General features: G+C 62.1%; 26 protein-coding genes, 3 tRNA genes and 3 rRNA genes. 1 reads left to right on the top strand and 31 read right to left on the bottom strand.

What is annotated here, in order from left to right; genetic code table 11:
• Positions 1-109: 109 nt before the first annotated feature.
• The 29 genes from NATGR_RS09085 to NATGR_RS08950 all read right to left on the bottom strand — a co-directional run bounded on the left by NATGR_RS09085 (position 110) and on the right by NATGR_RS08950 (position 24256).
• Positions 110-589 (bottom strand): hypothetical protein, encoded by a 480-nt coding sequence (locus NATGR_RS09085; protein WP_005577897.1) that lies wholly within the window; start codon positions 587-589, stop codon positions 110-112.
• A 3-nt stretch (positions 590-592) separates the two neighbouring features.
• Positions 593-1426 (bottom strand): hypothetical protein, encoded by an 834-nt coding sequence (locus NATGR_RS09080; RefSeq protein ID WP_005577900.1) that lies wholly within the window; start codon positions 1424-1426, stop codon positions 593-595.
• 3 nt (positions 1427-1429) lie between these two features.
• Positions 1430-1858: a hypothetical protein gene (locus tag NATGR_RS09075; protein ID WP_005577901.1), complete on the bottom strand. Its 429-nt coding sequence runs from the start codon at positions 1856-1858 to the stop codon at positions 1430-1432.
• On the bottom strand, positions 1855-2241 hold the full coding sequence (locus tag NATGR_RS09070; protein WP_005577903.1) for an HK97 gp10 family phage protein: 387 nt from the start codon (positions 2239-2241) through the stop codon (positions 1855-1857). The genes NATGR_RS09075 and NATGR_RS09070 overlap by 4 nt, the downstream gene beginning before the upstream one ends.
• On the bottom strand, positions 2231-2677 hold the full coding sequence (locus NATGR_RS09065; protein WP_005577905.1) for a hypothetical protein: 447 nt from the start codon (positions 2675-2677) through the stop codon (positions 2231-2233). Before NATGR_RS09065 ends, NATGR_RS09070 begins: the two co-directional genes overlap by 11 nt.
• Before the next feature lie 137 nt (positions 2678-2814).
• Positions 2815-3174, bottom strand: coding sequence for a hypothetical protein (locus NATGR_RS09060; RefSeq protein ID WP_005577907.1), 360 nt, complete (start codon positions 3172-3174; stop codon positions 2815-2817).
• Positions 3175-3254: 80 nt separating this feature from the next.
• Positions 3255-3434 carry a hypothetical protein gene (locus NATGR_RS19405; RefSeq protein ID WP_015233486.1) on the bottom strand — a complete coding sequence of 60 codons (180 nt, stop codon included), beginning with the start codon at positions 3432-3434 and terminating at the stop codon, positions 3255-3257.
• Entirely contained in the window at positions 3431-3757 is a 327-nt protein-coding gene (locus NATGR_RS09055; RefSeq protein ID WP_005577918.1) for a hypothetical protein, read from the bottom strand. The genes NATGR_RS19405 and NATGR_RS09055 overlap by 4 nt, the downstream gene beginning before the upstream one ends.
• Before the next feature lie 6 nt (positions 3758-3763).
• Positions 3764-4771 carry a major capsid protein gene (locus NATGR_RS09050; protein WP_005577920.1) on the bottom strand — a complete coding sequence of 336 codons (1008 nt, stop codon included), beginning with the start codon at positions 4769-4771 and terminating at the stop codon, positions 3764-3766.
• Positions 4768-5220 (bottom strand): hypothetical protein, encoded by a 453-nt coding sequence (locus NATGR_RS09045; protein WP_005577922.1) that lies wholly within the window; start codon positions 5218-5220, stop codon positions 4768-4770. Before NATGR_RS09045 ends, NATGR_RS09050 begins: the two co-directional genes overlap by 4 nt.
• Before the next feature lie 2 nt (positions 5221-5222).
• Positions 5223-6455: a DUF2213 domain-containing protein gene (locus NATGR_RS09040; RefSeq protein WP_005577925.1), complete on the bottom strand. Its 1233-nt coding sequence runs from the start codon at positions 6453-6455 to the stop codon at positions 5223-5225.
• Between the two features lie 127 nt (positions 6456-6582).
• A complete protein-coding gene (locus NATGR_RS09035) occupies positions 6583-7548 on the bottom strand; it encodes a phage head morphogenesis protein (RefSeq protein WP_005577927.1) in 966 nt (321 codons plus the stop codon).
• Complete coding sequence (locus tag NATGR_RS09030; protein WP_005577928.1) at positions 7548-9032, bottom strand: phage portal protein; 1485 nt, start codon at positions 9030-9032, stop codon at positions 7548-7550. Before NATGR_RS09030 ends, NATGR_RS09035 begins: the two co-directional genes overlap by 1 nt.
• Before the next feature lie 3 nt (positions 9033-9035).
• On the bottom strand, positions 9036-10313 hold the full coding sequence (locus NATGR_RS09025; RefSeq protein ID WP_005577930.1) for a PBSX family phage terminase large subunit: 1278 nt from the start codon (positions 10311-10313) through the stop codon (positions 9036-9038).
• Entirely contained in the window at positions 10310-10837 is a 528-nt protein-coding gene (locus NATGR_RS09020) for a transposase (RefSeq protein WP_005577932.1), read from the bottom strand. Before NATGR_RS09020 ends, NATGR_RS09025 begins: the two co-directional genes overlap by 4 nt.
• A 3-nt stretch (positions 10838-10840) precedes the next feature.
• Positions 10841-11167, bottom strand: coding sequence for a hypothetical protein (locus NATGR_RS09015; protein WP_005577933.1), 327 nt, complete (start codon positions 11165-11167; stop codon positions 10841-10843).
• A gap of 8 nt (positions 11168-11175) precedes the next feature.
• Complete coding sequence (locus tag NATGR_RS09010; protein WP_005577934.1) at positions 11176-11430, bottom strand: hypothetical protein; 255 nt, start codon at positions 11428-11430, stop codon at positions 11176-11178.
• A gap of 7 nt (positions 11431-11437) precedes the next feature.
• Positions 11438-11983: a hypothetical protein gene (locus NATGR_RS09005; RefSeq protein WP_005577936.1), complete on the bottom strand. Its 546-nt coding sequence runs from the start codon at positions 11981-11983 to the stop codon at positions 11438-11440.
• Between the two features lie 179 nt (positions 11984-12162).
• Positions 12163-12405, bottom strand: coding sequence for a MarR family transcriptional regulator (locus tag NATGR_RS19905; RefSeq protein WP_074929675.1), 243 nt, complete (start codon positions 12403-12405; stop codon positions 12163-12165).
• A gap of 75 nt (positions 12406-12480) precedes the next feature.
• Positions 12481-16056: a hypothetical protein gene (locus tag NATGR_RS08995; protein WP_005577940.1), complete on the bottom strand. Its 3576-nt coding sequence runs from the start codon at positions 16054-16056 to the stop codon at positions 12481-12483.
• Positions 16044-16274 (bottom strand): hypothetical protein, encoded by a 231-nt coding sequence (locus NATGR_RS08990; protein ID WP_005577941.1) that lies wholly within the window; start codon positions 16272-16274, stop codon positions 16044-16046. The genes NATGR_RS08995 and NATGR_RS08990 overlap by 13 nt, the downstream gene beginning before the upstream one ends.
• Before the next feature lie 140 nt (positions 16275-16414).
• Positions 16415-16490: transfer RNA gene (locus tag NATGR_RS08985), tRNA-Cys, on the bottom strand.
• Positions 16491-16630: 140 nt separating this feature from the next.
• Positions 16631-16752: ribosomal RNA gene (gene rrf / locus NATGR_RS08980) — 5S ribosomal RNA — on the bottom strand.
• 118 nt (positions 16753-16870) lie between these two features.
• Positions 16871-19793: ribosomal RNA gene (locus NATGR_RS08975) — 23S ribosomal RNA — on the bottom strand.
• A gap of 226 nt (positions 19794-20019) precedes the next feature.
• Positions 20020-20091, bottom strand: a tRNA-Ala gene (locus NATGR_RS08970).
• A 155-nt stretch (positions 20092-20246) separates the two neighbouring features.
• Positions 20247-21718, bottom strand: a 16S ribosomal RNA gene (locus tag NATGR_RS08965).
• The 16S, 23S and 5S rRNA genes sit together here with 2 tRNA genes alongside, the layout of an rRNA operon.
• A gap of 487 nt (positions 21719-22205) precedes the next feature.
• Positions 22206-22442 (bottom strand): hypothetical protein, encoded by a 237-nt coding sequence (locus NATGR_RS08960; RefSeq protein ID WP_005580575.1) that lies wholly within the window; start codon positions 22440-22442, stop codon positions 22206-22208.
• Between the two features lie 480 nt (positions 22443-22922).
• The gene (locus NATGR_RS08955) at positions 22923-24005 is read right to left on the bottom strand and encodes a Cdc6/Cdc18 family protein (RefSeq protein ID WP_005580574.1); all 1083 of its coding nucleotides are present in this window, start codon (positions 24003-24005) and stop codon (positions 22923-22925) included.
• A 144-nt stretch (positions 24006-24149) separates the two neighbouring features.
• Positions 24150-24256: transfer RNA gene (locus NATGR_RS08950), tRNA-Ile, on the bottom strand.
• A 112-nt stretch (positions 24257-24368) separates the two neighbouring features.
• Here NATGR_RS08950 and NATGR_RS08945 point away from each other — a divergent pair.
• Positions 24369-24692 carry a DUF7091 family protein gene (locus tag NATGR_RS08945; protein WP_005580573.1) on the top strand — a complete coding sequence of 108 codons (324 nt, stop codon included), beginning with the start codon at positions 24369-24371 and terminating at the stop codon, positions 24690-24692.
• 112 nt (positions 24693-24804) lie between these two features.
• Here NATGR_RS08945 and NATGR_RS08940 read toward each other — a convergent pair whose 3' ends face one another.
• Positions 24805-25005, bottom strand: coding sequence for a hypothetical protein (locus NATGR_RS08940; protein ID WP_005580572.1), 201 nt, complete (start codon positions 25003-25005; stop codon positions 24805-24807).
• Complete coding sequence (locus NATGR_RS08935) at positions 25005-26759, bottom strand: b(o/a)3-type cytochrome-c oxidase subunit 1 (RefSeq protein ID WP_005580571.1); 1755 nt, start codon at positions 26757-26759, stop codon at positions 25005-25007. Before NATGR_RS08935 ends, NATGR_RS08940 begins: the two co-directional genes overlap by 1 nt.

Genomic DNA, 26759 nt, shown 5'->3' with positions numbered 1-26759 from the left:
GTTGAAGTACGCGTGCTCGAGGAATAGCCGCCGGTCTTCTCGAAGTTCACCCCACTCTCCAGGCGTGAGGCCGAACAGCGCCAGGAGTTCGAACCAGAACAGACCGTAGTTACTGGCCGAGAAACTCGAGGACTGCCTCGGTCTCGGCCCCCTCACCTCGTTGGTCGACCTTGTTCAGGAGCTCCAGGAGCTCATCGTCGTCGTAGATGTCCCGCCAGTCCTCGGCGAACAGCATTTCGTCGCCATCCCACGCTTCAGCCAGCCACTCGGCTGCGTTCTGTGCCAGGAAGTCCGCCTGTTCCGCGAACTCCTCCCAGTTCCCGCTCTGGGCGCAGTGAGCCATCCGCTCACGCTTCCCGTCAAGCGCGTCGGCCGCCTCTTTCGGCAGCGGATTGAACGGGAGTTCGCGATCGTTGTACCACTCGACGTAGAACGTGTGCTGCTCGCGATCGCGCTGCAGTTGCTGCTTGATCGACGCGTTTTCACGCCGCTGTTCTTTCCTCTCTTCTTCTCGTTGCCGCGTCTTCTCTTCGTGCTGGTCAACCGTTTCCGGATTTGACCAGTTCACGGATTCAGCACTACTGCTCATGGATTAGCTCTCGGGGTCGGTGGTGAACGCCAGGATGTCGCCTTTGTCCGTAGCGTAACTGGACTCCGCGACTGCCTGGAAGATGTACTGCGTGTCGGGCTCCAGATCGGTCAGCGTCGCGTCGAACGTGCCAGTACTGTTGAGCGTCTCGACAGTGGTCTCGTTGTCGAGACTGCCCTGCCCCCAGGCGAAGGAGACGTCCGCATCGTCGGCGTTCTCGAGCGTGGTCAGTTCGCCGTTGAGCGTTGCGCCGTCGTCGGTGACGGACTCAGCATCCAGCGTCTCGACGCCGATCTCGATCGCGTCGACCTCATCCCGGAAGGACATGAAGTACGGGTGGTCGTTGACGGTGACCTCGAGGGGGAGTTCTCCCGCGTCGTCTTCCGCGTACTCGAGGCCGTCGATCGTGATGTCGACGTTCGGCCACACGATCGTCTCGATCGGCGAGTCTTCATGCCGAGGGTCGTTCTCGTAGACCTCCGACACCATCGCACCCTCGAGCTGCTTCGGCTGCAGCTGGCCGGTCGACGTATCGACGAGGCCGGCGTTCTCGAGTTGTTCCAGGCCAGGCGTCGCGAAGGTGTTCGTCGTCAGCGTGTAGCCGACGTGCGTGCGGAATTGCTGGGTGACCTGGCCGGCGGACGGGTTGACATCGAACTCGCTCCAGTCGACGTCTGCTTCGAATCCGTCGTGCGTGTTTCCGATATACGTTACCTCCTGTTCTCCGGCTTTGATGCCGTCGAGAACGTCGTCGCCGAGTTCGTCGGCGTCGACGACACCGAGCCGATGGTACGCTCCGCTGATTACGTTATCTGGTAGTTCTGGTTCTTGAGACATGTGTTATCGTCGTTGTCGGACTGTTACGCGCCAGTCCTCGATGAGCGCTATTCGATTACCCGTTACCTCTTCCCAACTCCCGGACACGATTTCACCGGGTTCAGCGTAAGGCGACTGCGCACCGACGTCAAGCCGCTCGGCAATCTGGTGCATGATCTTCGCCATCTGATAGGTGGGTGCCTGCTGGTCAGAACGCCAGTCAGCCGTCGCGACGACCGAGACCTGGAACCGGAACACGCGCTCGGTGCCACCACCCATGTGGCTCGAGGATTCCGTGATCGGCTGGACTCGGACGACGATGTCGTGGTCTTGGGGCTTCCGCGGCCAGCCCTCGTCGATTGCCGAGCCGTCCTCGAGGAGGTCGACGAGATCGTCGTGGTTGCGGAGGTCGTCGATGACGTCGGCCAGTGCCTCGTGGCTTCCGTAGGTCATGCAGTCCCCTCCTGTTCAGATGCTTCGATGACAGCCATCCGTACCTCGCGTTCGAGGTTACGGATCTCCTCGTCGATCGCCGGTCGTAGCATCGGTGCCGGTGTGATGTCTTTGGTACCGTACTCGTGATGGACGGCGTAGTGAGTCTCGTTGCCGACTTCAGCGACGATCGTGTTGCCACGCGACTCGACTTTGGATCCCCAGGCGTTCGCCATCGTCCCCGACCGCCGCCGGCTGCGCTGACTCGCGCCTTTCTCGATGTTGAGTGTCGACTCCGTCATCGCACCCATGAGACGATCATCTGCTGTCTCCAGCATCCGCTCGAACGTCCCCTGGACATTGTCCGGGTCAAACCCAGACTCCCACTCGAGATCAAAGTCCAATCCGAGTCACCTCGAGTTGGATGTACTCCGGGATCGACGCGTCCAAACGCTGGACGGTTGGCGGCTGGGTTGCGAACCGACCATCGGTACTGGCGAGTTCGACGCGATCGTCGGCCTCGATCTCGAGGTCGTAGTCGCGACCGTCGACGGAGCCGACATCTCGCGGGTACGCGAACACACGGTAGACCTTGGCAGGCCATTCACCGTAGACCTCGCGCACGTACTCGGCGCTCTGCCGTTCGACACGGACCTGCGCCGGTTCGACGTCGGAATCGTCGTAGACGAGTTCGCCGTCAGCGTACTCCCACTGGTCGTCGTCGAGCGACAGCGGCACCCACTCGGTGACCGGTTCGGTCTCTCCGTACGGGTCTTCCTCGGTAGCGACCTCCCGTTCGACGTAGAACACCGCCTCGTCATTCTCGAATCCGGAGATCATTCCATCAGCCTCCGGTACGCCTCTGGATCTGATTCCTTGATCCGGCGCAGTCGCCAGCCAGCGTAAACGTACGCGATGGGTCCAGAAACCAGCACACTCACAACGGCGCTGACAATCAGTTCCGGGAGCATGGTCGGTTAGAAGGCCTCGAAGTCAGCCTGGGGCTTCGTGGCGTTGATGCCGAGCAGTTCGTCCGTCGCTCCGAGCCGGCGGGCATCCGCCCGAAGTTCCTCGACGAGGTCTTCCTCATAGGTCCGCTGGGCGTTCCCGAGCTGCTCGTTGCTGGCGGCCCGATCGAGTTTCGTAGCGATGTGGATCGCCGTCAGTACCGCCTCGAGGTCAGTTCGGTTGTCCGTACCCGGCGCCGGGAGATCATCGCCGTCCGACTGCTCGATGGCGCGTGTCTTCTTCTCGATCAGCTTCTCGATCTCCTTGTCAGTCCGATTCGTGTCGTACTCGAGGCGGACGTCGACAGGCTCAGCGTGGGTTTCTGCCATGGATTAGTCCTCGCTGTCGAGATCGTCGTCTTCCTCGTCGTCTTCGTCTTCGCTGTAGGCGACACCGAACTCGGACATGGTCAGTACATGTCCCCGCTCTCTCGGTTCTCGGTGTACGTGTCCACGACGTCCGGGAGCTTCCGGTCGAACACTTCCTCGACGTCCTCGAGTGAGTCGCCAGACCCACCACGGACATCGAGCATGACATCGCCGAGATGCGCCTCGATCCGTGGCCGCTGGTCGTCTTCGTCTCCCATCATGCGATCTCCTCCCGCCGCGATTCGATCGCTTCCTGGACGCTGTCCCGGTCGTCGATCTCCTCGAGTTCATCGAGGTAGGCGTCCGCCTCGCCGGCTTCGACCTCGGAGACGGCTGTTTGGTAGTTCGCTTCTGCCAGCGCTTCAGCAGCAGCGATCCGCCGCTCCGTGTCCATCCCTTCGCCGCCGTCGTCTTCGTCGACGGGGTCGAGGAGATCGTCGAACGCCCGGAGTTCGGCGTCCGAGGGTTCTAAGACCTCGCCGTGCTCGACGGGAGGATCCCGCGGGAGCGGTTTGTGCGAGGCCCACCGGTACTTGTCAGTCACGGGTTATCACCCGAGCAGACCGGTCGCGTGGACGACACCGCACTGTCGTTCGCCGTCGTCGCCCATGTCGGACTTGATGCGGGGGCTGAAGCCACCGAAGGTCTTGACCTTCGTGACGAACGGCGTGTTCTCCCACTCGGCAGCGTCGACCGGGCCGCCCTCGATCATCTTCGCGTCGATGACCTCGGGCGAGAGGTCGACGAGGAACGCCTCGCCTTCGGGGATCTTGTCGGAGACGATGATCTCCTCGATGGCGTTCATCTGCGCGACCTGCTGGCGCAGTCGCATGTTGTCGAAGTCGGGCGACGGTGCGAGCAGCGCGTCGTCGACCTCGCCGGACAGGTACAGCCGGTAGGGGCCGTAGTAGTTGTCCTCCTTCGCTTCGGAGATCATCTCCCGGATGTTCTGGTCGACGTTCTCACCGCCCGACGCCGTCCAGTCATCTCCCGGGTAGGGGTTTCGGTCGGGGTGGTTCGCCAGCCCGTAGATGCGGGCTTCGCGGCCGTCGGCGTCCGTGATCTTCTGATTCCAGCCCTCGACCGCGAACTCTTCCATCTTCTCGAGGACGGATCGGGTCGCCTTGGGGGCGTCTGTTCCGCGGACGTCGTGCTGGTCGCCCTCGCGCCGGTTGAACTTGAAGTCCTTGTGGATGATCGGGACGGGCGCGTACTTGGTCTGGTAGATCGAGGCGTCTTCGTCACCGGTCGACTCCGGTGCCATGTCGACGTCGGCGTCGTCGAACGCGTTCGTCTCCTGCCAGCTGGTGATGGTCGTCCCGATCGGCACCATCTCGATCAGGCCCTGGGCCTGCCAGTCGGCGACGATGTTCAGCCGCTCTTGGGCGACCGTGACCATCAGGTCGTCCAGCTCGTACCAGGTGTCCTCGGGGAGTGCCGAGGCGTTCGCCTTGTAGTTCGAGCGAGCCTTCTGGCCGGCAAGAACCGGCTCCGCTGCGCCCTGTGCGCCGAAGTCCTGTCCGCGCGATACCTGTGCCGCCGCTCCTGGTCCGTTCATGCACTGATCACCTCGTGTCGAGTGGGGTCGTCATCGCCGCTCGTGTCCACCGCCTCGTTCGCGTACGCGACGATCGCCTCGTCCTCGCTGCCGTCATCGGCAGCTTCGCGGAGCGACCCGTCGCCGTTGCTGACGAGCGGGGTGTCGTCGTCGAATGTTTCGTCGGTCGCGATGAACGCCTGGACTGGCGTCCCCGGTGCGGGGTAGCCGTAGTGGACGTTCTCGCCTTCGTCCTCCTCGCTGTCGTACTCGTAGGTTGAGTCGACGGTCTTGCCGACGTCTCGTGCTTCTTTCGCGAAGCGAGCAGCCGCGACGCCGCCGTCCGTCGAGTGGGGCTGGACGCGACCGTCGTCGTTGAACTCGACGAGTTCGCCGGGGTCGACGTCCGCGCCTGCTTCGCGTTCGTCCGTCTCGTAGTGTCCGGGGCCGATGATGATTTGCTTCGACATGATCAGTTAGCCTCCTCGAGGTAGCGGTCACCGACACCGACCGGGATGTCCGATCCGCCGTCGTTGTTCTGCGTCGAGCTTCCGCCACCGGCGCGGCCGGCGTAGACGCCGCCCTGCGGGGTGACCTCGTCGGCGAGCTTCTCGAGGCTCTCGAGACTGTGGCCGTCGAGGTCGTCTTCGTCGAAGCTGGACTGCGCCGTGATCTGCGAGACCAGTTCCTCGCGCTCGTCCTCCTTGACGCGCTGGGAGACGAGCTCGTCGACGTCGTCTTCCGTGACCATGTCCTCGCGGAGACTCTGGATCTCCTCGAGGACCGCGTCGTCCGTGCCGTTGTTGTTCTGTGCCTGTCCGCCGCTGCCGTCGTCCGCGATGTCGAGACTCTCCTCGAGGGCGTCGAGCTGGGACTCGTCCCACTCCTCGAGCGTCTCGGCATCGAACGCGCTGTGCTCTGCCAGCGTCTGGATGCGTTCGTTCATGGTGTTCTCTGGGTCGTTGTTTGAAGTCGATCCGCCGCTGCCGTCGTGTGCGCCGCAGGTGCCGCCACAGTCGCAGTTTGCTCCGAAGTCGATTCCCAGGCTCTGGAGTCGTTGGGCCCCACGCTGGATGATCGATGGTGCCGCTGTCTGGGCCTGGGTCATCGCCGCGCCGGCCGCATCGTCGCGACCGGCGCCGCAGCCATCCTCGATCGAGCACTCGCCCGTCCCGTTCGGCAGGAGTGCGAGGTGATCGGGCTGGATTCCGACCTGGACCGCGTCGAACTCGTTGCCGTCGTGTTCGCCGTCGGCCTCGAAGCGCTCGTACCAGTAGCCAACCGAGACCTCGACGGTCTCCCCGTCGAGCAGCATCTCGGCCGGATCGTCCCGGTCGAGATCGTCGGCGACCTCGCTCGAGCGCTCGCGGTTGATCCAGACCTCTCCCTGGAGGGTTCGGCTCTGGGACGACGTCTCCACGCCGAAGACCTGAGCGGTGACGTGCGACTCGTAGCGGTCCGGGTGCGATGCCGGGACGAAGTCGCCCGACTGGTTCGTCGGGTGCGTGATCGTCGCCGGCTTCGCGTTCCAGGCCAGCTGGGTCGCCTCGATCTCCTCGAGGGGGAGAAACTCGCCCTTGAGGACCATCTCGCGCACCATGTTGACTGGTGCGACGACATGCTCCTGGCCGCGGAGCTCCTCGACGCGGACGTCGTCGGCGTTGGCACCGAGCGTGGCGCTCTGCGTCGCGTAGTTTGCTTGCATATCGGTTCGAAAACAGATAGTTCGCCAGCCGAGGCGATCGATGCGTGCCGGCGCAACGCCGGCGGAAGGACGTAGACGGAATCGAACCGTCCCAGGGGACCACCACGCCCGAGTCCAGCAGGACCTCTCAGTTGGTGACGGGGATCACTGCGCACCTACACTGCGGGTGAATTGGCGGTTGGTACTCGCTCCCGCGGAACTCGTCGATCGGCCACGGGCCGCGACCTGCAGCTTCCGCACACTCCTGACAGACTCGAGAGTCAGCCGACGTCGAGAGTTCTGCCTGGATCGTGACGTCCGTTTCACCCAGCATCCGCTCGTACCGGTCGAGCGTCCCTTCCGAGTGGCTCCTGATCACCTCGGTTCGCGCCATAACCGTCGCCCGGGTCTTCCCGATGGCCTCGACGCGGTCGTTGATGTTCCGGGCGATCTCTCGTGGGTTCATCCCTTGCGAGAGCCCGTCCGTCAATTCACGCCGGATTGACTGAGCCGTCGCCGCCGTGATGCCCTCGAGTTCCTCGAACGCCCTCGTATACATCAACTCGAGTTTGTCCTCGTGGACCGGATGACGGAGTGCTCTCTCGAGGCTCTCGTCAGGAACGTCGACCCCCGCCTCACGCATCCGGGCATCGCCGTGCTTGACGCCGCGACCGTATCCCTTCCGAATGTAGCGGTCGCCATCGTACTCTTCGAGGATCTCGCGCTCGATCGCCTCGTCGAGCCAGCCCTCGAACTCTTCCGCGGCCTCGGAACTCGACGGGAAGTCGAACTGGCCGGCACCGGGCGTGATCGAGTCGTCAGTCTCGACGTGCACCTCGAACTCTCGATCGAGAGCCTCAGACTGCGCCTCGAGGGTGCCGCCGACGTCAGGTCCGCGAAGACCGAACGCGTCGTTGTCGACGATGCCCCTGTTGATGTGGAACTTGATCGCGTCGAACCGGCCACGGAGATGCTGCGCGAAACGCCGGCGAGCAGTCTTCGTGCGGGTTGGGTCCTCGCGGCGATCCTGCTGTCCGGCGTACCGTCCGGCGCAGCCACAGCTGCAGTCCTGGCCGTGGAGATCGGCGAGTCGCGGATCGGTGATCGCAGCCATCAGTCGTCGGCCTCCGCCGGCGACCGTCCCATCTGCTGGTCGAACTGCTTCTGAACCTGCTCGTCGCCTTCGTCGATCTCCTCATCGACGTCCTCGAGGTCCTCCGGTGGCGTAGCGTCATCTGGCTCGTCGATCGGGCTGAACTCCCGCAGCGCCTCGATCGAATGCAGTAGTTCGACGTCGCCCATCGGCGCGAGGTTCTGAATCGCCTGCGACAGCTGGTTCTTGAGTTCGGCTTCCTCGAGTTCGGTCAGCTGGAACAGGTTCGGCCAGTCGATCGTGTAGCTGCCACCACGCGGATCGGTGAGAACGCCGAACTTGAGGAGTCGGTCGAGGAACGCTCGGAGGATCACGGGCTCACAGAACGACTCCTGGCGAGCCGAGATCTTCTCGAGGTAGTTCGCCTCGTCCTGGCTCGAGGCGAGTTCGCCGCGTTCGCTGCCCTCGAGTTTGCGGCGTGGGATCTCGATGGTGCCGGCGATGAGCTTCATGATTGCGTCGACGGCATTCGATGGGTCGACGTCCTGGGACTCGAGTTGCTCGACGTCGGTGCCGAACAGCTTGAGGACACGACTGAAGTTGTTCTCGAACTCCTCGACCTGCTTGTCCATCTTCTCCGTCGGGACGTCCGAGAACTCGGGATCGACCGACAGCGCGAGGCCAGGGTTCGACACCATCCAGTAGGCCTCGGCGCTGGCGCCGGCGATCTTCTGCAGGTCGAACAGCCGGTTCATCACCGCGCGCAGCGCCGGCTCGCCGTTGACCGAGTCCTCGAGCACGCCCTCGGCGATGTGGATGACGCGCGAGTGGTGGACGATCTGCGTGTTCGTCTGGTCGCCGTTCGCGAGGTCGAGCTTGTACGTTTCCGGCAGCCCGTTCCGGGGATTCGTGACGTCCGTGACCCACTCGTGGACGTCGGCGTCGCCTTCGCCGAGTGGCGTCACGAACAGCAGGTCGTCGAGCCCGTCGAGTTCGCCTTCGTCGACTGGTTCGCTGAGTTCGCTTGCGTCGTCGACGTCGGTCAGGCCGAGGAAGAGCACGGAGTAGTGGCCGATGCGACCCAGCTTGTCCGCCCGCTCGAGGTAATGTGAGAGACCACGGTCGAGGTTCGTGTCGTTGTTGTCGGCGTCGAACAGCGCCTCGACGTCACTCTCGAAGTCGGTCTGGTTCTCGTCGCCGACGTCGGCGTCGTCAGTGATCTCCGGGCGCTCGCTCCAGGACGTCTCCGGCGGCTTGTCGATGATCGGCTTCGCGATATCTCCGCGCTTGTACCAGGAGAGGTAGTCCTGATAGGTGAACCGCCGCTTGTACCCGAACGCCTCCCAGAGGTCGCGATCGCCATCGAACTGGAGACCGGCGCGGTTCGCGAACTGCTGGCGGCCGACCATGTTCGACGCGGTCGCCGCCATCATCACAGCCTGTTCTGTGGACATGCCGCCGAACGTGCCGGCGGTCTCGGTCGTAGTGGTGTTCTCGTCAGTCATGGATTAGCTCCCCCAGCCGAGGTCAGTGATGTCGCTTCCGGCTCGCTCGTGCGAGTATATCGCGTAGCGGAGTGCGTCCATCGCGTGGTCGTTTTGCTTCAGCGGGTCGTCCGAGTCGCCGTCGTCCTTGTACTGGTACTGCGAAAACTCGTTGCGGACGTTCTGGCAGTGACGTGCGACGCGGAGATCGTCCTGTTTCTCGGCGATCTTCCTGATGCCGGGCGAGACGGCGTTTTCGGCCCCCTCCGCCGGCAGGCCGTAGTCGCGTTCGAACTCGTGGATGTTCGACGGCTCTGAAGGATCGCAGTAGATCGTCCCCTGACCGTACTTGTCGATGAACTCCTCGGCGGCCTTCGCCTGGTCGCCGGTCGTACACCGTCGTTCGTACCACTCGTCGGCGATGGTCCAGCGATCGCCTTCGCGGACGATCGCGAGCACGACCGCGGGGTTGTTGTGCCCCCAGTCGACGCCGTAGACGACCTCGTCGTACTGCTCCGGTGGCCCGTCGACGAGGTGGTCCTCGCCGAACCACGGGTAGACCAGTCCCTCGAAGTCGGTGAACTGTCCCTTGACCTCCTGCTCATAGAAGCGCCCCTCGTACTGCTCGACGATCTGGTCGGTGTAGACGTCCGGCAGGTGTGGGTTGTCCTGGGTCGTGACGTCGTGGACGAGGTTGACCGACTCAAGGCGCTCGTCGGGGTCAACGAACGTGTCGTAGACCCAGTTGTAACCTTTCGGCGTCCCGGAGACGAACGCGTTGATGTAGTCGCCCTCGCGAAGCCGGCCGACCATGATGTCCCACGCGTCGGCAGCGATCGACGAGGGTTCGTCCATCCCGAACCAGGCGATGTTCGGCCCCCGCAGTCGCTGGATCTTCCGGGAGTTGTCGGCCGACTCGAAGATCACTGTCGAACCGTTCGGCAGAATCCAGCGCTTCTTGCTGGGTTGCCACTCGCCAATCTCGAGCCAGCCCCACTTGCGCAGCTCCGGGATGAGGACGTTCCGCAGCGACGGGACCGTCGGCGTGATCACGACGCCCGTCCGGCCCGGGTTCCACTCCTGGATGTTCAGGCCGATCCGCTGGATGAGCGCCGTCGTCTTGCCGGCTCCGATCCCGGTGATAATTCCGTGGTAGGTCTCGCCGTAGTTGAGGAACTGCTGCTGGTAGGGCAGCGGCTCGAGGACCTTGTCCTGCTGTTCCTCTTCGAACCGCTCCGCTGTCGGCTCCGTGATCGGGCCGCTCTCGTAGGGCTGGTAGCCTTGGGGGACAGTCGTACTCATGAATCAGGTCGGGCGTTCTCGGGGACGACCAGCGGAATGCCTTCCGCGGCGTCGCCGTCGCCGCCTTCTTCCCGGTAGCTATCGCCGTACTGGTCGTGGTGGAGTTTGTACCAGGTCCGCGTGTCGCCCGTTTCTGCTATCAGTTCTTTGAGTCGTTCGCGATCCCGTTTCGCGCCGATGCGTCGCGCGCGTGTTGTCTCCTCCAGAAACTCCACGAACACGTCCTCGTCGGCGTCGGCGTCACTGGCCTCGCCCTTCCGACGCCACTCGTGGTACGATGACGTGCTGATGCCGGCTTCGGCGCAGGCTTCCGGGACCGTCGCACCGTTCTGGAGTTCGCCGGCGACGAGGTCAACGATCGAGTCATTCTGTTCGAGTTCGGAGCGACGGCCCGTGCCACCGACGTCGTCGGCGTGATCGACGCACGGACCATGATCGACATCTCGGCCCCAGCCAGCAGCGCGCTGACATGGCTCACCGTCGCCGTCTGGACCGGTCGGTTCACCGCAGATGTCGTCGGTCATCGGTCAGTCCTCACGATCGCGGTCTCGAGGCTGGCCGCCGTCCGTGGAGATTGTCACGCCGTCGAGGACGCGCTCGATCTCGAGGTCCCACATCCGACCGAGGACGAGAAACGCGACGGCGGTGATTGAGATCTGTAGCTCGCCGCGTGGCGGTTCTGCTTCGGGGAAGAACATTGGGCCGATGACGATCGTCGCCCAGACGCCGAACAGGACGAGCGTCGCGACGGTTCGTTCGAAGGATTCGTCGTCTGGCATTAGCGTCCTCCCGAGACAGATGAGTTCGATTTTCGCGCGGTACAGCGGATCGTCGGTGTTCGGTTTGACAGACATGGCATCGGTCACGTCTCCAGGTCGTCGGTGGCAACGCCGGCGGGCCGGCGCATGTTGAGGACCTCACCCTCGTATTTGAGCGACCAGCCGCTGGCGTCCTCGAAGTGGTGTCGGCGCAGCTGCTCCTCGAGGACGTCGACGTCGATCGCGAGCCGCAGGTGGTCGCGGTGTTCGGGCCAGCCGACGGTGGCGTACCGCCGGCGGAACTCTGCTTTCGCCAGTTTCCAGTACTGAAACGGGATCTGCTGTAGTATCTCGAGCATGCAAAAATCACGCCCGTTGGACCGCGAGCTTCACACTCCGGCGGAAGATCTCGGTGTCGTAACCCTGGACGTCGTCGCGCTCCTTGAACAGACGGACCGCTCGCCGGAGGGCGTGGCTGTCGAACTCGACGCCGGCGTCCTCGAGGCGCTCTGCAATCGGGCTCGTCAGCCGGACGGCCTGGACTTTCGAGAGCGTGTCATCGTCGGCCCAGCAGCCGATTCGCGCACAGCTGCGGCAGGTCGTTCGGGCGATCGACGTCCGCTGTTGACCAGGGCGGGACGTGGCTTCGCCGGGATCATCTCGGCGCAGCGACCCGGTCGCGGCGTCGACGGAGCGCTGGATCTGCTCGTCTGGTTCCAGGGTCGCCTGGGGTGTTCGATGGTGTTCCTGGACGTCGTGATCGTTGACGCCGCCGCTGAACGTCGCCTCCTCGATCTCTTTGATGCGTTCGAAGCAGCCGTTACAGACGCGGGGATTGGCCCAGATGATGCGGTCGAACGCCCGCTGCGGCGAGACGTGTCCGTCCGTGGATGGGGTGCTGGTCGTGCTCATGGTCTGGAGAAAAGCGTCGCTGCAGGGCGGACGTGGTCATCGTCGACGACGTCGGCGGTCGCCGACTCGACGCCCCTGTAGCGATCGTATTGCTTCTATGAAGGTCGGGAGAGTTGATAAGAGTCCGCGCGACCGCGGTATTCGCGGTCGTTACTCTGACAGTACTGATTTCAGGCCGCTCACGTACTTTCATCAATTTCGACGTGAACATAACGGAGGTCATCAGCGGCACGATCGCGGCGGACGACGTCGGCGGCCTCGAGTCGATCGAGTGCATCGTCGAGTGTGCGCTCAGCAAGATCCGTTCGCTCCTGGAGCTCGCACCGACTGAGCGAGCCGCCGGCGGCCTCGAGGGCGAACACGACGTACTTCGCGCTCGGTGGGAGATTGTCGACGTCCGGTGAGGTATCGGGTAGGCTCATGGGCTTCGTTTCGTGGAGAGTCCTGCGGGTGATCGAGACCGGGCGAGCACGGCCGCGAGACGTCGGTTGACGTCGTCAGTCACCGGGACCAGGACCGGCTTTCCAGTCCCATTCTTCAGCCGGCTGATCACTCGAGCCAGCTTGCGGTCCTAGATCACCGTCATCCCGGGTGGTCGGGTTACGAACCGCCAACGTCCACCTACTAGAGTCCTCGTAGGAGTCAGTTGGTGATTCGTGAATGTCCACAACGCCTGAATTTGGTACGCCTGAGTCGCTATACAGCGTCGCTCCGTTCGGGCCCTGATCGGGGACGACTTGCACCGTGGGCTCACCGTGATCGGTATCGCCGAGTCGGTCGAGCGTTTGTCGGACGTGCTCTTTCGAGCAGTCGACGACGTCGGCGATCTCCCGTGCCGTTTTCGCACCGGTGTCCGATCGGAGTTCCTCGACGATCGCCTCCTGGAGGTCGGTGAAGACCCACTCGACCCCCGGTGTCTGGACGTCGGCGAACCCTGGCGGCATCGCGTCAGTCCGGACGAACACCGTCGCGGTGACGTCGGGATCGGTCGGATCGCGGGCGTAGCGGCCGGCGGCCTGGGCGATGTGGTTCTCGCGAACGCTCGCGAGGATCTCCTGAGCGGTGTCGGCATCGGTGCCTTCGAAGCCACGACCGCGGGCTCGGTACTCCTCGCCCTCGTCGTCGACGGCGGTCTCTACCTCGGCCTCGAGGTCGAGTTCGGCGAGCAGGTCGAGGACGTAGTCGTCGCCGGGGTCCATGCAGCCGTTGACGAGCCCGACGCGTTCGTGTTCGAAGTCGTTCCGACTCTTTTCTTCGCCGAAGTGCATCAACTCGGGTCGGTGAACGCCGGCCTTTTCCATGAGCTCCTCGAGGCGGTCCTCGACTTGGCCGGTCGTGATCGCGGTGCGGAACTGGGTGCCGTACTCGTCGACGAGGTGCTCGAGGAGTGCCTGGAGTTTGTCCTCGTTGAGCCACTCGAGGGCTTTGTCCCCGGAGAGGGGGCGGGTTGCGTCGCCGACCTGGACGACGCGGAGCCCCCGCTCGTAGCGACGCCAGAGCTGACGCTCTTCGGGCTCGAGGACGTCGGTGGTCTTGATCCACGGGACGGTGTTGGCCTGCCACAGCGGCACCGCAGGGTGTGCGTCGAGGCCGACGAGTGACCGGGCGGATCCGAAGTCGGGGACGACCCGGACGGATCGGATGTCGTTGCTCTCATCGAGGACGACGGAGACCCATTCGCGGTTCCAGTCATCTTCATCGCGAACGCTGGCCTCGAGGCGCGGGGGTTCGTGGCCGGTCTTCCCGAATCGGCGGCCGTTCGCTCGTTCTTCGGCACGGAAGATGGCCCTCGCGAGCGCCGGTGCAAGAGTGTGGGCGTCGGGGTTCTCGAAGTACCAGTCGCGATCGGGGTCTTCGTAGAGGACGTCCTCGAGAGCGTCGCGCTCGCGAGCGGCGTCACCCTGGTAGTCGTCGTGCAAGGAGAGCTGAACGAACGCCTCCCAGGTCTGAACGGGTGCGTCGATCTCGCGGAGGTACGCGCCGACAGCGGCGCGGATTCGGTCGGTGGTGAGATCATCTTGCTGGTAGCTGGGTTCTTCGTCGACGACGATATTGTTGTGCGAGCGGAGGCCGGGGGCGTAGGCGAAGTTGTGGGTTGCGATGACGAGCGGCCAGTATTCAAGCTCGCCGTCGGGCCCCTCGCGGAACGTCTCCCACTGGGTGATCGCGGTGCAGCGGTCGCCGCCGCAGGGGAGTTCGACGCCCTGGTCGTTGTTGTCCTCGAGGTAGCGGTGAGCCGCGGAGAAGGGCATCCCTTTGCCCTCGCACTGGCGGTCGAGCCACTCGCTGGCTGGCTCACCGTCGAGCGTGATGTCGTCGTCGTGGTCGCCGGCGCAGACGGGGCAGGCTTCGTGGCGTCCGAGGAGGACGTGGTACTGGCCGCCGTGTGCTTCGGCGACGTCGACGGCCTCGTCGCGAGCCTCGCGGGTCTCGAGGAGGTGGACGACTGGCCGGTCGCCGGTGATGTCTTCGCGGGCAGCCCAGCGCGTCGACGCGATCGTGTAGGACTTGCCGAGGGACGTCGGGGCGTCGACGATCCGGTCGTCTTCGTTCCGGATGACCTCGGCGATCGTCTCGAAGAGGTCATCGCGAGCGTCGTCCGTCGACGGCCACTCGAGGCCGCGTTTCTTTGCGAACCGGCGTCGTTCAGCGGGTTCAAGGGCGTCTAACTGGCCGATCGGAAGTGCTGAGACTGCGCGTCCGTCGTTGTCTCCCCTATAAGCGTCCTCGTCCGAGGACTCATACTCAGGGATCGGTGCGCCAGCATCGCGAGCAGCCTCGACTGCGGCCCACCAGTCAGCGCCGGCGAGACGGTCCCATGGGTTCGAAATGATTCCTTGTTCGGCAGCGAATAGACCGAGAACGCCGAAGCTCTCGCCTTCGCGATGGTCATAGAACACCGACTCACTCGGTGGACGGTGGACGCTCTCTCCACTTTCGGACCTTCGGTAGGATGGGTCCCATGTTTCCCATCCTGTTGAGTCAGTACCACTCTGCCGAGATGACAGCGGGAGATCGCGTGGCTGCAGCTGATCAACGGCCACGAGTACGTCCCGGATGTCATCGGTCGTCTCGTCGCACGTCGACGCCGTGGGTTCATAGTCCTCGAGATCAGGGCGTTCGCGATCCGTATCGTGTTCGATCTCCTCGGGCTCGTCTAGGTAGCCGTTCGCCTCGAGGATTATCTCGAGGGTGTCTTCGTCCCACTCGTTGACTTCGACCGGCGTCCCAGGAACGTGCTTACCGGTGGTGACGTTGACGTGCTTGTTCGCGTAAATCTCGATTGCCGGCACGTCGTCGTTCGCGCCCCAGGGTTCGGTATCGATATCAAAGGCCACCTGGCCCTTGTCGATCGGTAGTTCACCGCGGTAGTAGGCGTGCACACCACTCCCGGACGTCGAGACGTCGGCGTATGTGAGACCGAGGTGTTCGAGGATTGCGACGAACGCTGGATGAACGTCTCCTGTCTCGGGGCAGACGACGTCGTCGCCGTCAACGAAGGCGTATGGGTCGTCCTCGTGTTGGATGAACACCCGGCCGTCGATCTGGCGTCGGAACTTCGGATCCTCGAGGAACATCTCGAGTTCCTGGCCAGTGACATAGTGGTCGCGGTAGCCCCACTTCCAGCGAGCGTCGCAGCCACACTTGTCAGCAGTCGTGTGGCCCTCTTTCGAACACTCGGCAGGAGCATCCTCGTCTCCCCACGGTGCGAACGGTTGCTTCCCGGTCTTCCCGCCGCGGCCCATCCAGTTCCGCTCCTCGAGCAGCTCGTCCGGCCAGATCCCGGAATCGGGACTTGCGAAGTCGGCGTCACTCCACCTCGAGAACCGTGGTTCGAGGTATGTACGCGACCGTGATCGCGACCTTCTCACACGGTCCCCGGTTTTCGTACTTGTATCTTGCTTCGATTCGGAGGAGGCGGCGGGGTCGTCGCCGGCGACGATCGCTTCGGCGGCCTCGAGGTAGGTGGGGTCGGCGTCGGCAAGCCAGAGTAGCCGCTTGGCACTGGCGTTCGGGTGGTTCTCGTGGGCGCGTTCGAGGCGGTCGAGGACCTCGTCGGTCACGCCGACCACCCCCAGTCTTCAAACGTTGTCTGACCGGCGGCATCGGGGCGCTCGACGTCCTGGTCAGCGTTGAGGTCGGGGACGCCCTCGGTGCGTTCTTCGCCGGTGGGTTCTGGTTCGGTCGCGTACTCGACGCGGTCGGCCTGTTCGTCGAGCTCGGGACGCTCGGTGATCGACTGGTAGGTCGCGTCGATCGAACCGCCGGAGTACTCGCGACGGCCGATCATGCCGCGACACCTCCGTTAGTCGTCGCTATCGCGGAATGTGATTCATGACACTCTTGGGAAGTATTCGAAGAAGTGCGAGCAGACGCGAGTGAAGGCGTCTGATCCCTACAACCCGATTGGATTGTAAGGAATTTGGTATAAGCCAAGGGCCGGATTTGAACCGGCGGTGGGCGGCTCTGCAGGCCGCTGCGTTAGGCCGGACTCTGCCACCTTGGCGCATATAACCGTTGTCACTGCGTTCGTTTAAGCATAGCGGTACGGCGTGACGACACCGTCCGCAGTGCTGGAACTAAATACAAAAAGCCACGGGCACCTCGACGGTACCCGTGGCTCTCGAACCGATATCTACAGTATGAGTGGGGCGGCGAATCGACGTTCCCAGAGGGTCTCCCACTCCAGTAGTTGCCGATACGCGGGCGGGCTTATCTTCCGTGTTCGGGATGGGTACGGGAGGAACCCCGCCGCTCTGGCCGCCTAACGCCGACTCGCGGAATCGAACCGCGACCATACCAAGGTCGGTCAGGCGAAACCGTCTGTACGTGTAGTCCAGTTTGCGTCTGGACCCGTTCCCGGGTCACAGATCCAATGCGATAAGTTATGAGTGGTGGCTCGGCCGATTAGTGCTCGCGGGCTCAACGTCTCGTCGCCTCGACGCGTACACCCCGAGTCTATCGATCTCGTCTTCTACGAGTGGCCTCCGTGGTTCCTCGTTTCCAGGTGGGTTTCGAGCTTAGATGCGTTCAGCTCTTACCCCGTGGCGCGTGGCTGCCCGGCACATGCTCTCTCGAACAACCGGTACACCAGTGGCACCCATGCGTAGTTCCTCTCGTACTATACGCACGTTCCCGTCAGGAACCAATTAACACCCCCAATAGATAGCAGCCGACCTGTCTCACGACGGTCTAAACCCAGCTCACGACCTCCTTTAATAGGCGAACAACCTCACCCTTGCCCGCTTCTGCACGGGCAGGATGGAGGGAACCGACATCGAGGTAGCAAGCCACCCGGTCGATATGTGCTCTTGCGGGTGACGACTCTGTTATCCCTAAGGTAGCTTTTCTGTCAGCAATTGGCCGCATCAAGCAGCCTAATTGGTTCGCTAGACCACGCTTTCGCGTCAGCGTCCGTCGTTGTGCCGGACACTGTCAGACTTCCGTATGCTCTTGCGCTCTATCCCGAGTCTCCGACTCGGGTGAGGAAATCTTGGGGCGCGCTCGATATCTTTTCAAGCGCGTACCGCCCCAGTCAAACTGCCCGGCTACCAGTGTCCTCCGCCAGGAGTGAGAGTCGCAGTCACCATCGGGTAGTATTTCAATGCTGGCTCGGTGGCCCGCTAGCGCGGGTACCTGTGTACCGCCTCCTACCTATGCTGCACAATGGCGACCACGTCTCAGTGACAGCCTGCAGTAAAGCTCTATAGGGTCTTCGCTTCCCCTTGGGGGTCTCCAGACTCCGCACTGGAACGTACAGTTCACCGGGCCCAACGTTGGGACAGTGGCGCTCTCGTTTATCCATTCATGCAAGCCGCTACTGAAGCGGCAAGGTACTACGCTACCTTAAGAGGGTCATAGTTACCCCCGCCGTTAACGGGTCCTTCGTCCCATTGTACTGGGTGTTCAGATACCCGCACTGGGCAGGATTCAGTGACCGTACGAGTCCTTGCGGATTTGCGGTCACCTATGTTGTTACTAGACAGTCGGAGCGCCCGAGTCACTGCGACCTGCCCCGTCGAGGGCAGGCATCCCTTATTGCGAACGTACGGGACTAACTTGCCGAATTCCCTAACGTCGGTTATTCCCGACAGACCTTGGCTTTCGCCGCCACGAGTACCTGTGTCGGATCTCGGTACGGACAGTGTGCTTGCCTTTTCACGGGCTCTAGGTTGACCTGACTTACGCTATCCTGCCGTTCGCTCGCTTCCTGCCATTACGGCTTCCACGAACTTTGACAGTTCGACTGGGCGAAAGCCCAGCTCAGGCGGCCCCAAAGCGTCGGCTTTGAGTGCACACTGGCACAGGAATATTAACCTGTTTCCCTGTTGTCGCATTCGATCTACGGTACGACTTAGGACCGGCTAACCCTCAGCTGATCAGCATTGCTGAGGAACCCTTACTCGTTCGGTCGTCGAGGTTCTCACCCGACTAACGCTGCTACTATGACCAGGATTATCGTTACTGAACGGTCCACACGACTTCTCAGCCGTGCTTCCACCCGAACAGAACGCCGACCTACGCGATTGCCTTCTAACAGGCACGGCTAGGTCTCGGTGGTGGACTTGAGCCCCGATCATTTTGGGCGCCCCGAACCTCGGCCGGTAAGCTGTTACGCTTTTCTTAGAGGGTAGCTGCTTCTAAGCTCACCTCCCGGCTGTCTAGGGCTCGGGACCACCTTCGATCGCACTTAGTCCACACTTGGGGACCTTAACCCAGCTCTGGGTTGTCTCCCTCACGGTACACAGGCTTACCCCGCGCACCGGACTCCCTGCGTCGAACGGCGTTCGTAGGTTCGGAGTTGGACAGGGGGGCGCACTCCTCTCGGAGTGCGGTCCCCCAATCCGTCGCTCTACCCCACGAACTACCTCGGCAGAGGTCATGCTTCGACATGTTTCGGTCGGAACCAGCTGTTTCCGGATTCGATGGGCCTTTCACCCCTAGACGTAGGTCACGCGAGGGTATTGTAGGACACCAACGCTATCGGGCCTCCACGTGCCTTTCGGCACGCTTCACCCTGCCCACGCCTAGATCATCCGGTTTCGGGTCGTGTCCGATTGACTCCCCGCGCTTGAACACGGCGGCCCTCACCTAACGGCTGCGGCCATGTCGGTTTCCCTTCGCCTTCCCCGATAATCAGGTTAGACTCGCCAATCAGACACACTCCCTGGTTCGTTTTTCAAAACGTACGACGGAACACCGGCTTCCTGACGCTTCTACTGGTAGCTCGCGCTACGGTCGTTTCTGTCAGGACCTTTCGTGCCCCGTCGCTCTATCGCCAACTGATTTCACGCCCTATTGCACCTCCCTTCTTGGGGTGCTTTTCAGCGTTCGCTCACGCTACTTGTTCGCTATCGGTCTTGAGGAGTGTTTAGTCTTCCCAGTCGATGCCTGGGACATTCACGAGGAATTTCCAATCCCCGCTACTCTGGAGCTGACTCGTTCCTTACTAATCGACAGTACGGGACTGTCACCCTGTCTCGTGCTCTGTTCCAAGAGACTTCGTGTCGATGGCCGGGAAGTGATCGTCAGTCCGAACACCACATTGCCCGAAGGCTTCGGTTTGGACTGTATCGCGTTTATTCGCCATTACTAACGACATCACATTACGTCTTCTTTTCCTGCCGGTACTGAGATGTTTCAGTTCTCGGCGTTCCCCATTGCGCGAAGCAATTGCGGTGGGGATTCCCATTCGGAAATCCTGTGTTCTTTCCCTCCGTGCGGGTCCCACAGGCTTTTCGCAGCTTGGCACGTCCTTCTTCAGCTCTCAAGCCGAGCGATCCACCAGCTGGCACAGTAGCCACGTTCATCGGATCGGCGTGACATCCGAAGATGCCACGTAGAGTGACCCGGGAACGGATCCAGTGGACGCCTGGACTACACGTACACACGGTCTCATCTGCATCGCTGTCGACTGCAGCGTGCATTAACCCTTCCCACCCGCGTTTGCACGGGGTGGTGCATCGGTTGCGGTCGGATTGAATCGAGTGTCGTCTCCCACTTAAGGGACACGATTGGCGATTCACTCCGAGTCATGGACCCACTGGGATTCGAACCCAGGGCATCCTCCTTGCAAAGGAGGCACTCTCCCACTGAGCTATGGGCCCACCCCTCTCGCGGCTTCGACCGCGAGAGGGAACTAGGTGGTAGCCTCGACAGTTCAAAGGTGCCCGATCGGCCGACGATGGGTCGATCGAACGCGGACTGCGTGACCCAAAAGGTCACGACTTGTGGGCTGGGGCGACGCCCCAGTCCCGGTCTGTGGAGGTGATCCAGCCGCAGATTCCCCTACGGCTACCTTGTTACGACTTAAGCCCCCTTGCGGAGCCCAGATTCGACCGCCGGAAGGCGGCCTCATCCGGACCCCACTCGGGTGCTTTGACGGGCGGTGTGTGCAAGGAGCAGGGACGTATTCACCGCCGTCTTCTGAACGGCGATTACTACCGAATCCAGCTTCATGCAGGCGAGTTTCAGCCTGCAATCCGAACTACGACCGAGTTTCGGAGATTACCGTCCCCTCTCGGGGTAGGGTCCCACTGTCTCGGCCATTGTAGCCCGCGTGTCGCCCAGCACATTCGGGGCATACTGACCTACCGTTGCCCGTTCCTTCCTCCAGTTTGGCACTGGCAGTCCTCCTAATGTACCCAACCACCACAAGGGTGTTGCTGGCAATTAGGAGTGCGGGTCTCGCTCGTTGCCTGACTTAACAGGACGCCTCACGGTACGAGCTGACGGCGGCCATGCACCTCCTCTCAGTAGCTCCAGTAAGCTCATCACACTGACGTTCATTGCTACTGTCGATGCTGGTGAGATGTCCGGCGTTGAGTCCAATTAAACCGCAGGCTCCTCCGGTTGTAGTGCTCCCCCGCCAATTCCTTTAAGTTTCATCCTTGCGGACGTACTTCCCAGGCGGTCTGCTTCACGGCTTCCCTGCGGCACAACACAGGCTCGTAGCCTGTGTCACACCTAGCAGACATCGTTTACAGCTCGGACTACCCGGGTATCTAATCCGGTTCGTGACCCGAGCTTTCGTCCCTCACCGTCGGATCCGTCTTCCTGCGGCGCTTTCGCCACCGGTGGTCCGTCCAGGATTACAGGATTTCACTCCTACCCCGGACGTACCCCGCAGGTCTTCCGGTCCCAAGCCACACAGTTTCCACCGGACGCCTCCTCGTTGAGCGAGGAGATTTCCCGACGGACTTGCGTGGCCAGCTACGGACGCTTTAGGCCCAATAAGAGCGGCCATCACTTGGGCTGCCGGTATTACCGCGGCGGCTGGCACCGGTCTTGCCCAGCCCTTATTCTGCGACCTCCTTACGGTCGTGAAAAGCGAGGACTATATGCCCTCGCACTTGGAGTCCCCCTATCGCACTGTCGTGCAGTGTAAAGGTTTCGCGCCTGCTGCGCCCCGTAGGGCCCGGTATCTTGTCTCAGATACCGTCTCCGGGCTCTTGCTCTCACAACCCGTACCGATTACTGGCACGGTGGGCCGTTACCCCACCGTCTACCTAATCGGCCGCAGCCACATCCTACAGCACCGGAGCGTTTCGAGCTCTCTGCACTTCCAGCATGAGAGCCGTATGCAGGATTAGCCTCAGTTTCCCGAGGTTATCCCGCTCTGTAGGGTAGTTTGGCCACGTGTTACTGAGCTATCTGCTACGGGTCTAACCCGTGCAACTAGCATGGCTAAATCGGACTCCAATAGCAATGGCCTCCGGCAGGATCAACCGGAATGCTCTTTTCCCCGACACGTGTCGGGGAGGTATTGGCGGTGACAAGGGTGTCACACTCTATTGTCCACGTTCGATGACACCAATCGAAGACCGATCAGGCGTCACCGAACTGTCGAGGCTAACATCAGATCCCATCTGTACGGAAGACCGCAGGGGTGGAATCCTCATCTCCTTCCTACTACTCTATAATCCCCGACCACTACTTAAGGCCGTTGAATTAGAATCCGAAAGATAGTGAGTAACACACAATTTCGTAGTACTCGAGTGCAAGTAACGGCTCTAGGCAGGGGTCGATTGCCAGAACAGCGCAACGATCGAAACGACTGTGGGGGTACCTGTTCGAAATCGGCTGACACGGACTGCGGTGACGATGTGCCGATGCAACCGCCTCGGGGCGCGGTTGCATCCGAGATAAATCCCGGTAAACCGTACGAAACGAGAGGGAGAGTCCGTTCGCAGGCCGGAAATCAGCGCCGTTCAGCCACGTTTTACTCGTCGTCTCGAAGACGATCACCGATCGAGATCGTGACGCAATCGAGCACCTGCTCGAAGTCGATACCCCACATTCGACCGAGTACCAGAAACACGACTGCGGTCGTGGTGAGCCGAATTCGCGACGCTGGTGGGTCGACCTCGAGGAACATCGGTCCCAGGACGATCGTCGCCCACACGCCGAACAGGACGAGTGTTGCGACGGTTCGTTCGAACGAGTGTGTGTCATGCATGGGTAGTCGTCCCGAGTGAGCAGGTTCGACGGTTGGGCGATACGGTGAGGAATACGGGTTGAGAGACTGTCCCGGGGCGGGTGACTGGCCGGCAGTCTCGACGAAGGGTTCGAGGGGGAGGCAACCGAGCGGCAGTGGATCGTTCGAGAGCAGGTGCGGCAAGCATGGTGATCCGATATGAACGGAGAGACCACCGTTAAATCGACTTGGAGTTCCGAATGATCGCTTTCGGTCGAAGGCCGGAAGTGCGAGAACTGTCGTCTGGTGAGCGGACGTCTATCGACGGAGCCACTGGCCAAGACTCGAGAAGTCGCTAGACTCCGCCAAGCGTCGACTGCTGCGTGAACCCAGACGACCGCATTCGGTTTCACTCATCCGTTCAGGCTTGCCAAAGCACTAGTACCGTCCCAACCGTCGACTGACGGGTCGAATCGAGCCACACCGCCAGATTCGACCCATCAGTTCAGGCTTGGCCCGCCACTAGTGCGGACGGTGGTCGGTGGGGGAAGTTCCGACAGACGTCGGCAACTCGAGTTGCGGTGTAACGCTCTCGTCGATCACCCAGTAAGTCCGGGCTCGAGTTGAGCCGTCGTAGTCGACGAGGTCGTACTCCCGGAGCTTCGAGAACTTCTCGCGGCGCGCCCGTTTGCCGATCGGACACGCCGGGATGTCTCGATAAAGGTCGTCTTTGACCGCGTTGTACTGGTTGTGGAGTTCCTCACCGGAGATTTCGCCGGCGTCGTGGACGATCGCGTACAGCACCCGATGGTGAGTGGGGAGCGACTCGAGATTCAGTTCGCGGACGCGACGCCAGGCGCGTTCCTTGCCGTCCTTGACGTCCTCGTCCTGTATCGTGACGTGGTCGCGTTCGTGGGCGACGGTGGCAGCGCCCCAGAGCCATTGGATGGCGTTCCGTGCGACACCGGCGACGCCGTCGGCGATGTACTGGAGGTGTTGGCGGGAGACGACATCGGGCTGGTGGAACCCTTGTCGAGCACGTCGACGGAGGATCTTAGTCAACTCGGGGATGCCGTACCGCTCGAGGTTGACGTGGCCGCGGTCGAACGAGTGACCGTCGTCGACGTCGAGTCGCGAGAGCCACCGCTTTTTATCGTGGGTGATCACGATGAGAGTCACGTCTCGAAACCGCAGTAGGCCGCCGACGGCGTCCGTTTCGGGAAGGTCGTCTCCTTCGTCGAGGACGACGACGGTCTCGCGGTCGATCGACTCACGGAGCGTCCGTCGGACCGAGTCGGTGCCGGTCGTTCGAGGGACTGCGTCGGGACCGTTCGGGTGGGCCTCGAGGACGGCGCGATGGATGCCAGCGGTGGTCTTTCCGAGACAGTTGACGTGTACGCGGTAGATCGGGCGGCGCTGCTCGAGTCGGTCGAGCGCCTTGTGGGCGAACAGCGTCTTGCCGACCCCGCTGGGTCCCGAGACGAGTACGTCGCCGTTCTCGGGCGATCCCGTGAGGCGCTCGAAGAGGTCCCGCATCTCGCCTTCGCGGTGGAGGAGTTCGACGCCGTCATAGCTGTCGTCGAACGCTCTGGGATCAGCGATCATGCAGCCGAATACTATCACGTTGTCTAAAAACGCTGGTCGTAATTCCGAATCTCGAGGCGATTACTCGCATACGTCCACACGCACGCGGCCATTGTACATGAAGCGAAATTCGAATCGCCAGTGTGTGTTCTCACGACGTTCGAGTGGGCCCTGACGGATTCGAACCATCGACCACTCGGTGTCTCACACAACCGCACGAGGTGCGGCCGCGTTATGAGCCGAGCGCTCTAACCAGACTGAGCTAAGGGCCCACACCCAGAGGAAAACGTGGCCGGAAGTTAACCCTTACTCTCCATCGTGGCTCGTGTGTCTCGAGGCGGTTGGCGACGAGGTTATGTGGCAGGCGGTCGAACGATTGCTCGAATGCCGGATCGCCGTCGAGTCGAGCGGTTCTTTCGGTCGAAGCTTCAGGAAGCAGGCAAGCAGTACGAGCAGCTCCGCAAGTCGACCGACGGGCAACTCGAGGAGACACGTGAGGTCTACGAGGTGGCGAAAAACGCTCGGTGCTTGCCGTTGGACGAGGCTGGCCGGGCACAAATCGTCTGTCGGCGGTACGCTGAGCGGCGGGCAGCAAAACTCGACGATCAGTTCCGGCCGGCCTGTTACGAGGATGGACAGCCGGACTGTGACGGTTGTGTCGAGGACATCCACAGTGGTCGGGTCGAGACCTGGGAGATGGACGAATGATGTGACGGCGGGCGGATTACTGGTGCACCTGGGGTTCTGTTTGCGGTTGTGGCGAAATCCCGACAGTGACTGTGTGGGAGTCCGTCTCGAGTGGAGTGGGGACGGTGACTGATTACTGGCTCGCGGCGCTGGGTTCGTCTTTCGGTGGTCGCGTCGCCCAGACGACGATAGCAGCGATTACGGCCAGACCGACGAGGACGCTCTCGAGGACCGTCAGTTCGACGTTGAACCAGGCGAGGACGGTCCGGAGTTCGACGGTGAGTGGGACGACGAACGCGAGGAGGACCATGAGTCCAGCTTTCGAGACGCGCATTAGCGGATCACCCCGGTCACGTGTTCGGCCGTGAGTTCGAGCGTCGTGGAGACGACGCTAAACGGGATCGGGTCGAACGGTTCGATGCCGGGACCGAACAGGCCACGGCCGTCGATGATGCTTGCGAGTGGCAGCGAGTAGGCGATGATAACGAGGACGATTGCGAGGATCGTCCAGAGTTTCAGGTTGTCGAGGACTTGTGGAGCGTCTTCGGGGCCCGACAGTGGCGTCGGAATCGAGTTCGATTCGGTGTAATCGCTGTCGCCATTGAAGGCGGTCATGGCGATGACCACGAAGAAGAGCAACAGCGACACGGTAAGCAAGGCACCGCCGAGTGCGATCTGTGCGTCGAGTTCGGCGACAGAGCCGACGCCGGCGTCGAACCCGAAGTTCTCGTACTGGGGTTCGGCGGTTCGGCGGGGCATGCCAATCAGACCAGCCCGGTGCATCGCGTTCGACATGAACGACATACCGATGAACCAGATTACGGTCTGGCCGACAGCGAGCGGGCGACTCCATAGCTTGTTCCCGGTCAGTTGCGGGAGGAACCAGTAGGCTCCGGCCATGAACGTCAGGGCGACCGCAGTGCCGACGGTAAGGTGGAAGTGGCCGGGGACCCACAGGGAGTTGTGGACGAGATAGTTGATGTTCATCCCCGCGTTGACCATGCCGGAGAAGCCACCCGCAGCGAACATTAGGCCGGCGAGTGCCATGCCGGTAAAGGCCGGGTCACGCCACGGGAGCGCACCGAGCCAGGAGAGATAGCCCGTACCGCCGTTCTGGCGAGCACCGTGTTCCATACTGGCGACGACGGTAAAGGCAGTCAGAAAGCTCGGTAACAGCAGGAACATCGTATTTGTCATCGCGATAAATTTGAACCCTTCTGAGATACCAGGATCGAGATACTGGTGGTGAATGCCGACCGGCGTCGAGAGCAACAGGAAAAGCACGAACACGACGCGTGCGAGCGGGTCACTGAAGAGGCGACCACCGGCGAGTTTCGGTAGCAGAAGGTACCACATCATGTACGCCGGCATCAGCCAGAAGTAGACGACTGGATGGCCGAAGTACCAGAACAGCGTCCGGGTCAACAGCGGATTGACGCTCTCGACGAGACCGAGCGACCACGGCAGGATGAACACGATAATCGCGATTGCGACGCCAAGCGTCGCGATGTACCACATGATCATGGTCGTGATGACCATGAACGTCGGGAGCGGGATGCGTTCGTTCGGGTTGTCCTTGCGCCAGCTCCACCACGTGCGAATCCAGTCAGCACCGGCGACCCAGGTGCCGATCACGAACACCACGAGCCCGATGTAAAACAGTGGGTGAGCCTCGAGTGGCGTGTAGAAGGTAAAGAGAACGTCGGCATCGAGTGCGCCGAGGATCGGTGCGTCGCCGACGAAGCCGGACAGAATGGTGATCGCTGCGGCGAGTCCACCAGCCGACATCAGACCGAACCACAGCTTCGTCAGCCGGAGATCCTCGAGCCCACGGTCGAGGCTCGTCGTGACCGCCCAGGTGAACACGCCCACGAGGAAGAAGATCGTGAACGCGATCACGAGGAAAACCCCGTGAGCGGTGAGAACGGTGTAGTAGTCCGCCGAATCCATGAACCTGAGGAAGTCCGTCCGGTGAAGCGTCTGAATGAGCCCGAAGACGCCACCGAGGGCCAGGAACACGAACGACGTGTAGAATGCCTTCCGAACGATCGCTGCTTCTTCAGGGAAGTTGTCTACGTACGTACTCAT

Source organism: Natronobacterium gregoryi SP2, from assembly GCF_000230715.2.
Classification (GTDB): Archaea; Halobacteriota; Halobacteria; order Halobacteriales; family Natrialbaceae; genus Natronobacterium; species Natronobacterium gregoryi.
The sequence above is the reverse complement of the archived record's forward strand: the minus strand, read 5'-3'. Positions and strand labels throughout refer to the sequence as shown.

Bases quoted from the DNA above. Each gene is read 5' to 3' on its own strand.
- NATGR_RS09065 (WP_005577905.1), bottom strand. From the start codon at position 2,677: ATGATCTCCGGATTCGAGAATGACGAGGCGGTGTTCTACGTCGAACGG.
- NATGR_RS09030 (WP_005577928.1), bottom strand. From the start codon at position 9,032: ATGACTGACGAGAACACCACTACGACCGAGACCGCCGGCACGTTCGGC.
- NATGR_RS09050 (WP_005577920.1), bottom strand. From the start codon at position 4,771: ATGAACGGACCAGGAGCGGCGGCACAGGTATCGCGCGGACAGGACTTC.
- NATGR_RS09045 (WP_005577922.1), bottom strand. From the start codon at position 5,220: ATGTCGAAGCAAATCATCATCGGCCCCGGACACTACGAGACGGACGAA.
- NATGR_RS09020 (WP_005577932.1), bottom strand. From the start codon at position 10,837: ATGACCGACGACATCTGCGGTGAACCGACCGGTCCAGACGGCGACGGT.
- NATGR_RS09005 (WP_005577936.1), bottom strand. From the start codon at position 11,983: ATGAGCACGACCAGCACCCCATCCACGGACGGACACGTCTCGCCGCAG.
- NATGR_RS09035 (WP_005577927.1), bottom strand. From the start codon at position 7,548: ATGGCTGCGATCACCGATCCGCGACTCGCCGATCTCCACGGCCAGGAC.
- NATGR_RS09060 (WP_005577907.1), bottom strand. From the start codon at position 3,174: ATGGCAGAAACCCACGCTGAGCCTGTCGACGTCCGCCTCGAGTACGAC.
- NATGR_RS08990 (WP_005577941.1), bottom strand. From the start codon at position 16,274: ATGATCGGCCGTCGCGAGTACTCCGGCGGTTCGATCGACGCGACCTAC.
- NATGR_RS19905 (WP_074929675.1), bottom strand. From the start codon at position 12,405: ATGAGCCTACCCGATACCTCACCGGACGTCGACAATCTCCCACCGAGC.
- NATGR_RS09075 (WP_005577901.1), bottom strand. From the start codon at position 1,858: ATGACCTACGGAAGCCACGAGGCACTGGCCGACGTCATCGACGACCTC.
- NATGR_RS09010 (WP_005577934.1), bottom strand. From the start codon at position 11,430: ATGCTCGAGATACTACAGCAGATCCCGTTTCAGTACTGGAAACTGGCG.
- NATGR_RS08955 (WP_005580574.1), bottom strand. From the start codon at position 24,005: ATGATCGCTGATCCCAGAGCGTTCGACGACAGCTATGACGGCGTCGAA.
- NATGR_RS19405 (WP_015233486.1), bottom strand. From the start codon at position 3,434: ATGATGGGAGACGAAGACGACCAGCGGCCACGGATCGAGGCGCATCTC.
- NATGR_RS09080 (WP_005577900.1), bottom strand. From the start codon at position 1,426: ATGTCTCAAGAACCAGAACTACCAGATAACGTAATCAGCGGAGCGTAC.
- NATGR_RS08940 (WP_005580572.1), bottom strand. From the start codon at position 25,005: ATGCGCGTCTCGAAAGCTGGACTCATGGTCCTCCTCGCGTTCGTCGTC.
- NATGR_RS09015 (WP_005577933.1), bottom strand. From the start codon at position 11,167: ATGTCTGTCAAACCGAACACCGACGATCCGCTGTACCGCGCGAAAATC.
- NATGR_RS08960 (WP_005580575.1), bottom strand. From the start codon at position 22,442: ATGCATGACACACACTCGTTCGAACGAACCGTCGCAACACTCGTCCTG.
- NATGR_RS09025 (WP_005577930.1), bottom strand. From the start codon at position 10,313: ATGAGTACGACTGTCCCCCAAGGCTACCAGCCCTACGAGAGCGGCCCG.
- NATGR_RS08945 (WP_005580573.1), top strand. From the start codon at position 24,369: ATGCCGGATCGCCGTCGAGTCGAGCGGTTCTTTCGGTCGAAGCTTCAG.
- NATGR_RS09040 (WP_005577925.1), bottom strand. From the start codon at position 6,455: ATGCAAGCAAACTACGCGACGCAGAGCGCCACGCTCGGTGCCAACGCC.
- NATGR_RS08935 (WP_005580571.1), bottom strand. From the start codon at position 26,759: ATGAGTACGTACGTAGACAACTTCCCTGAAGAAGCAGCGATCGTTCGG.
- NATGR_RS09085 (WP_005577897.1), bottom strand. From the start codon at position 589: ATGAGCAGTAGTGCTGAATCCGTGAACTGGTCAAATCCGGAAACGGTT.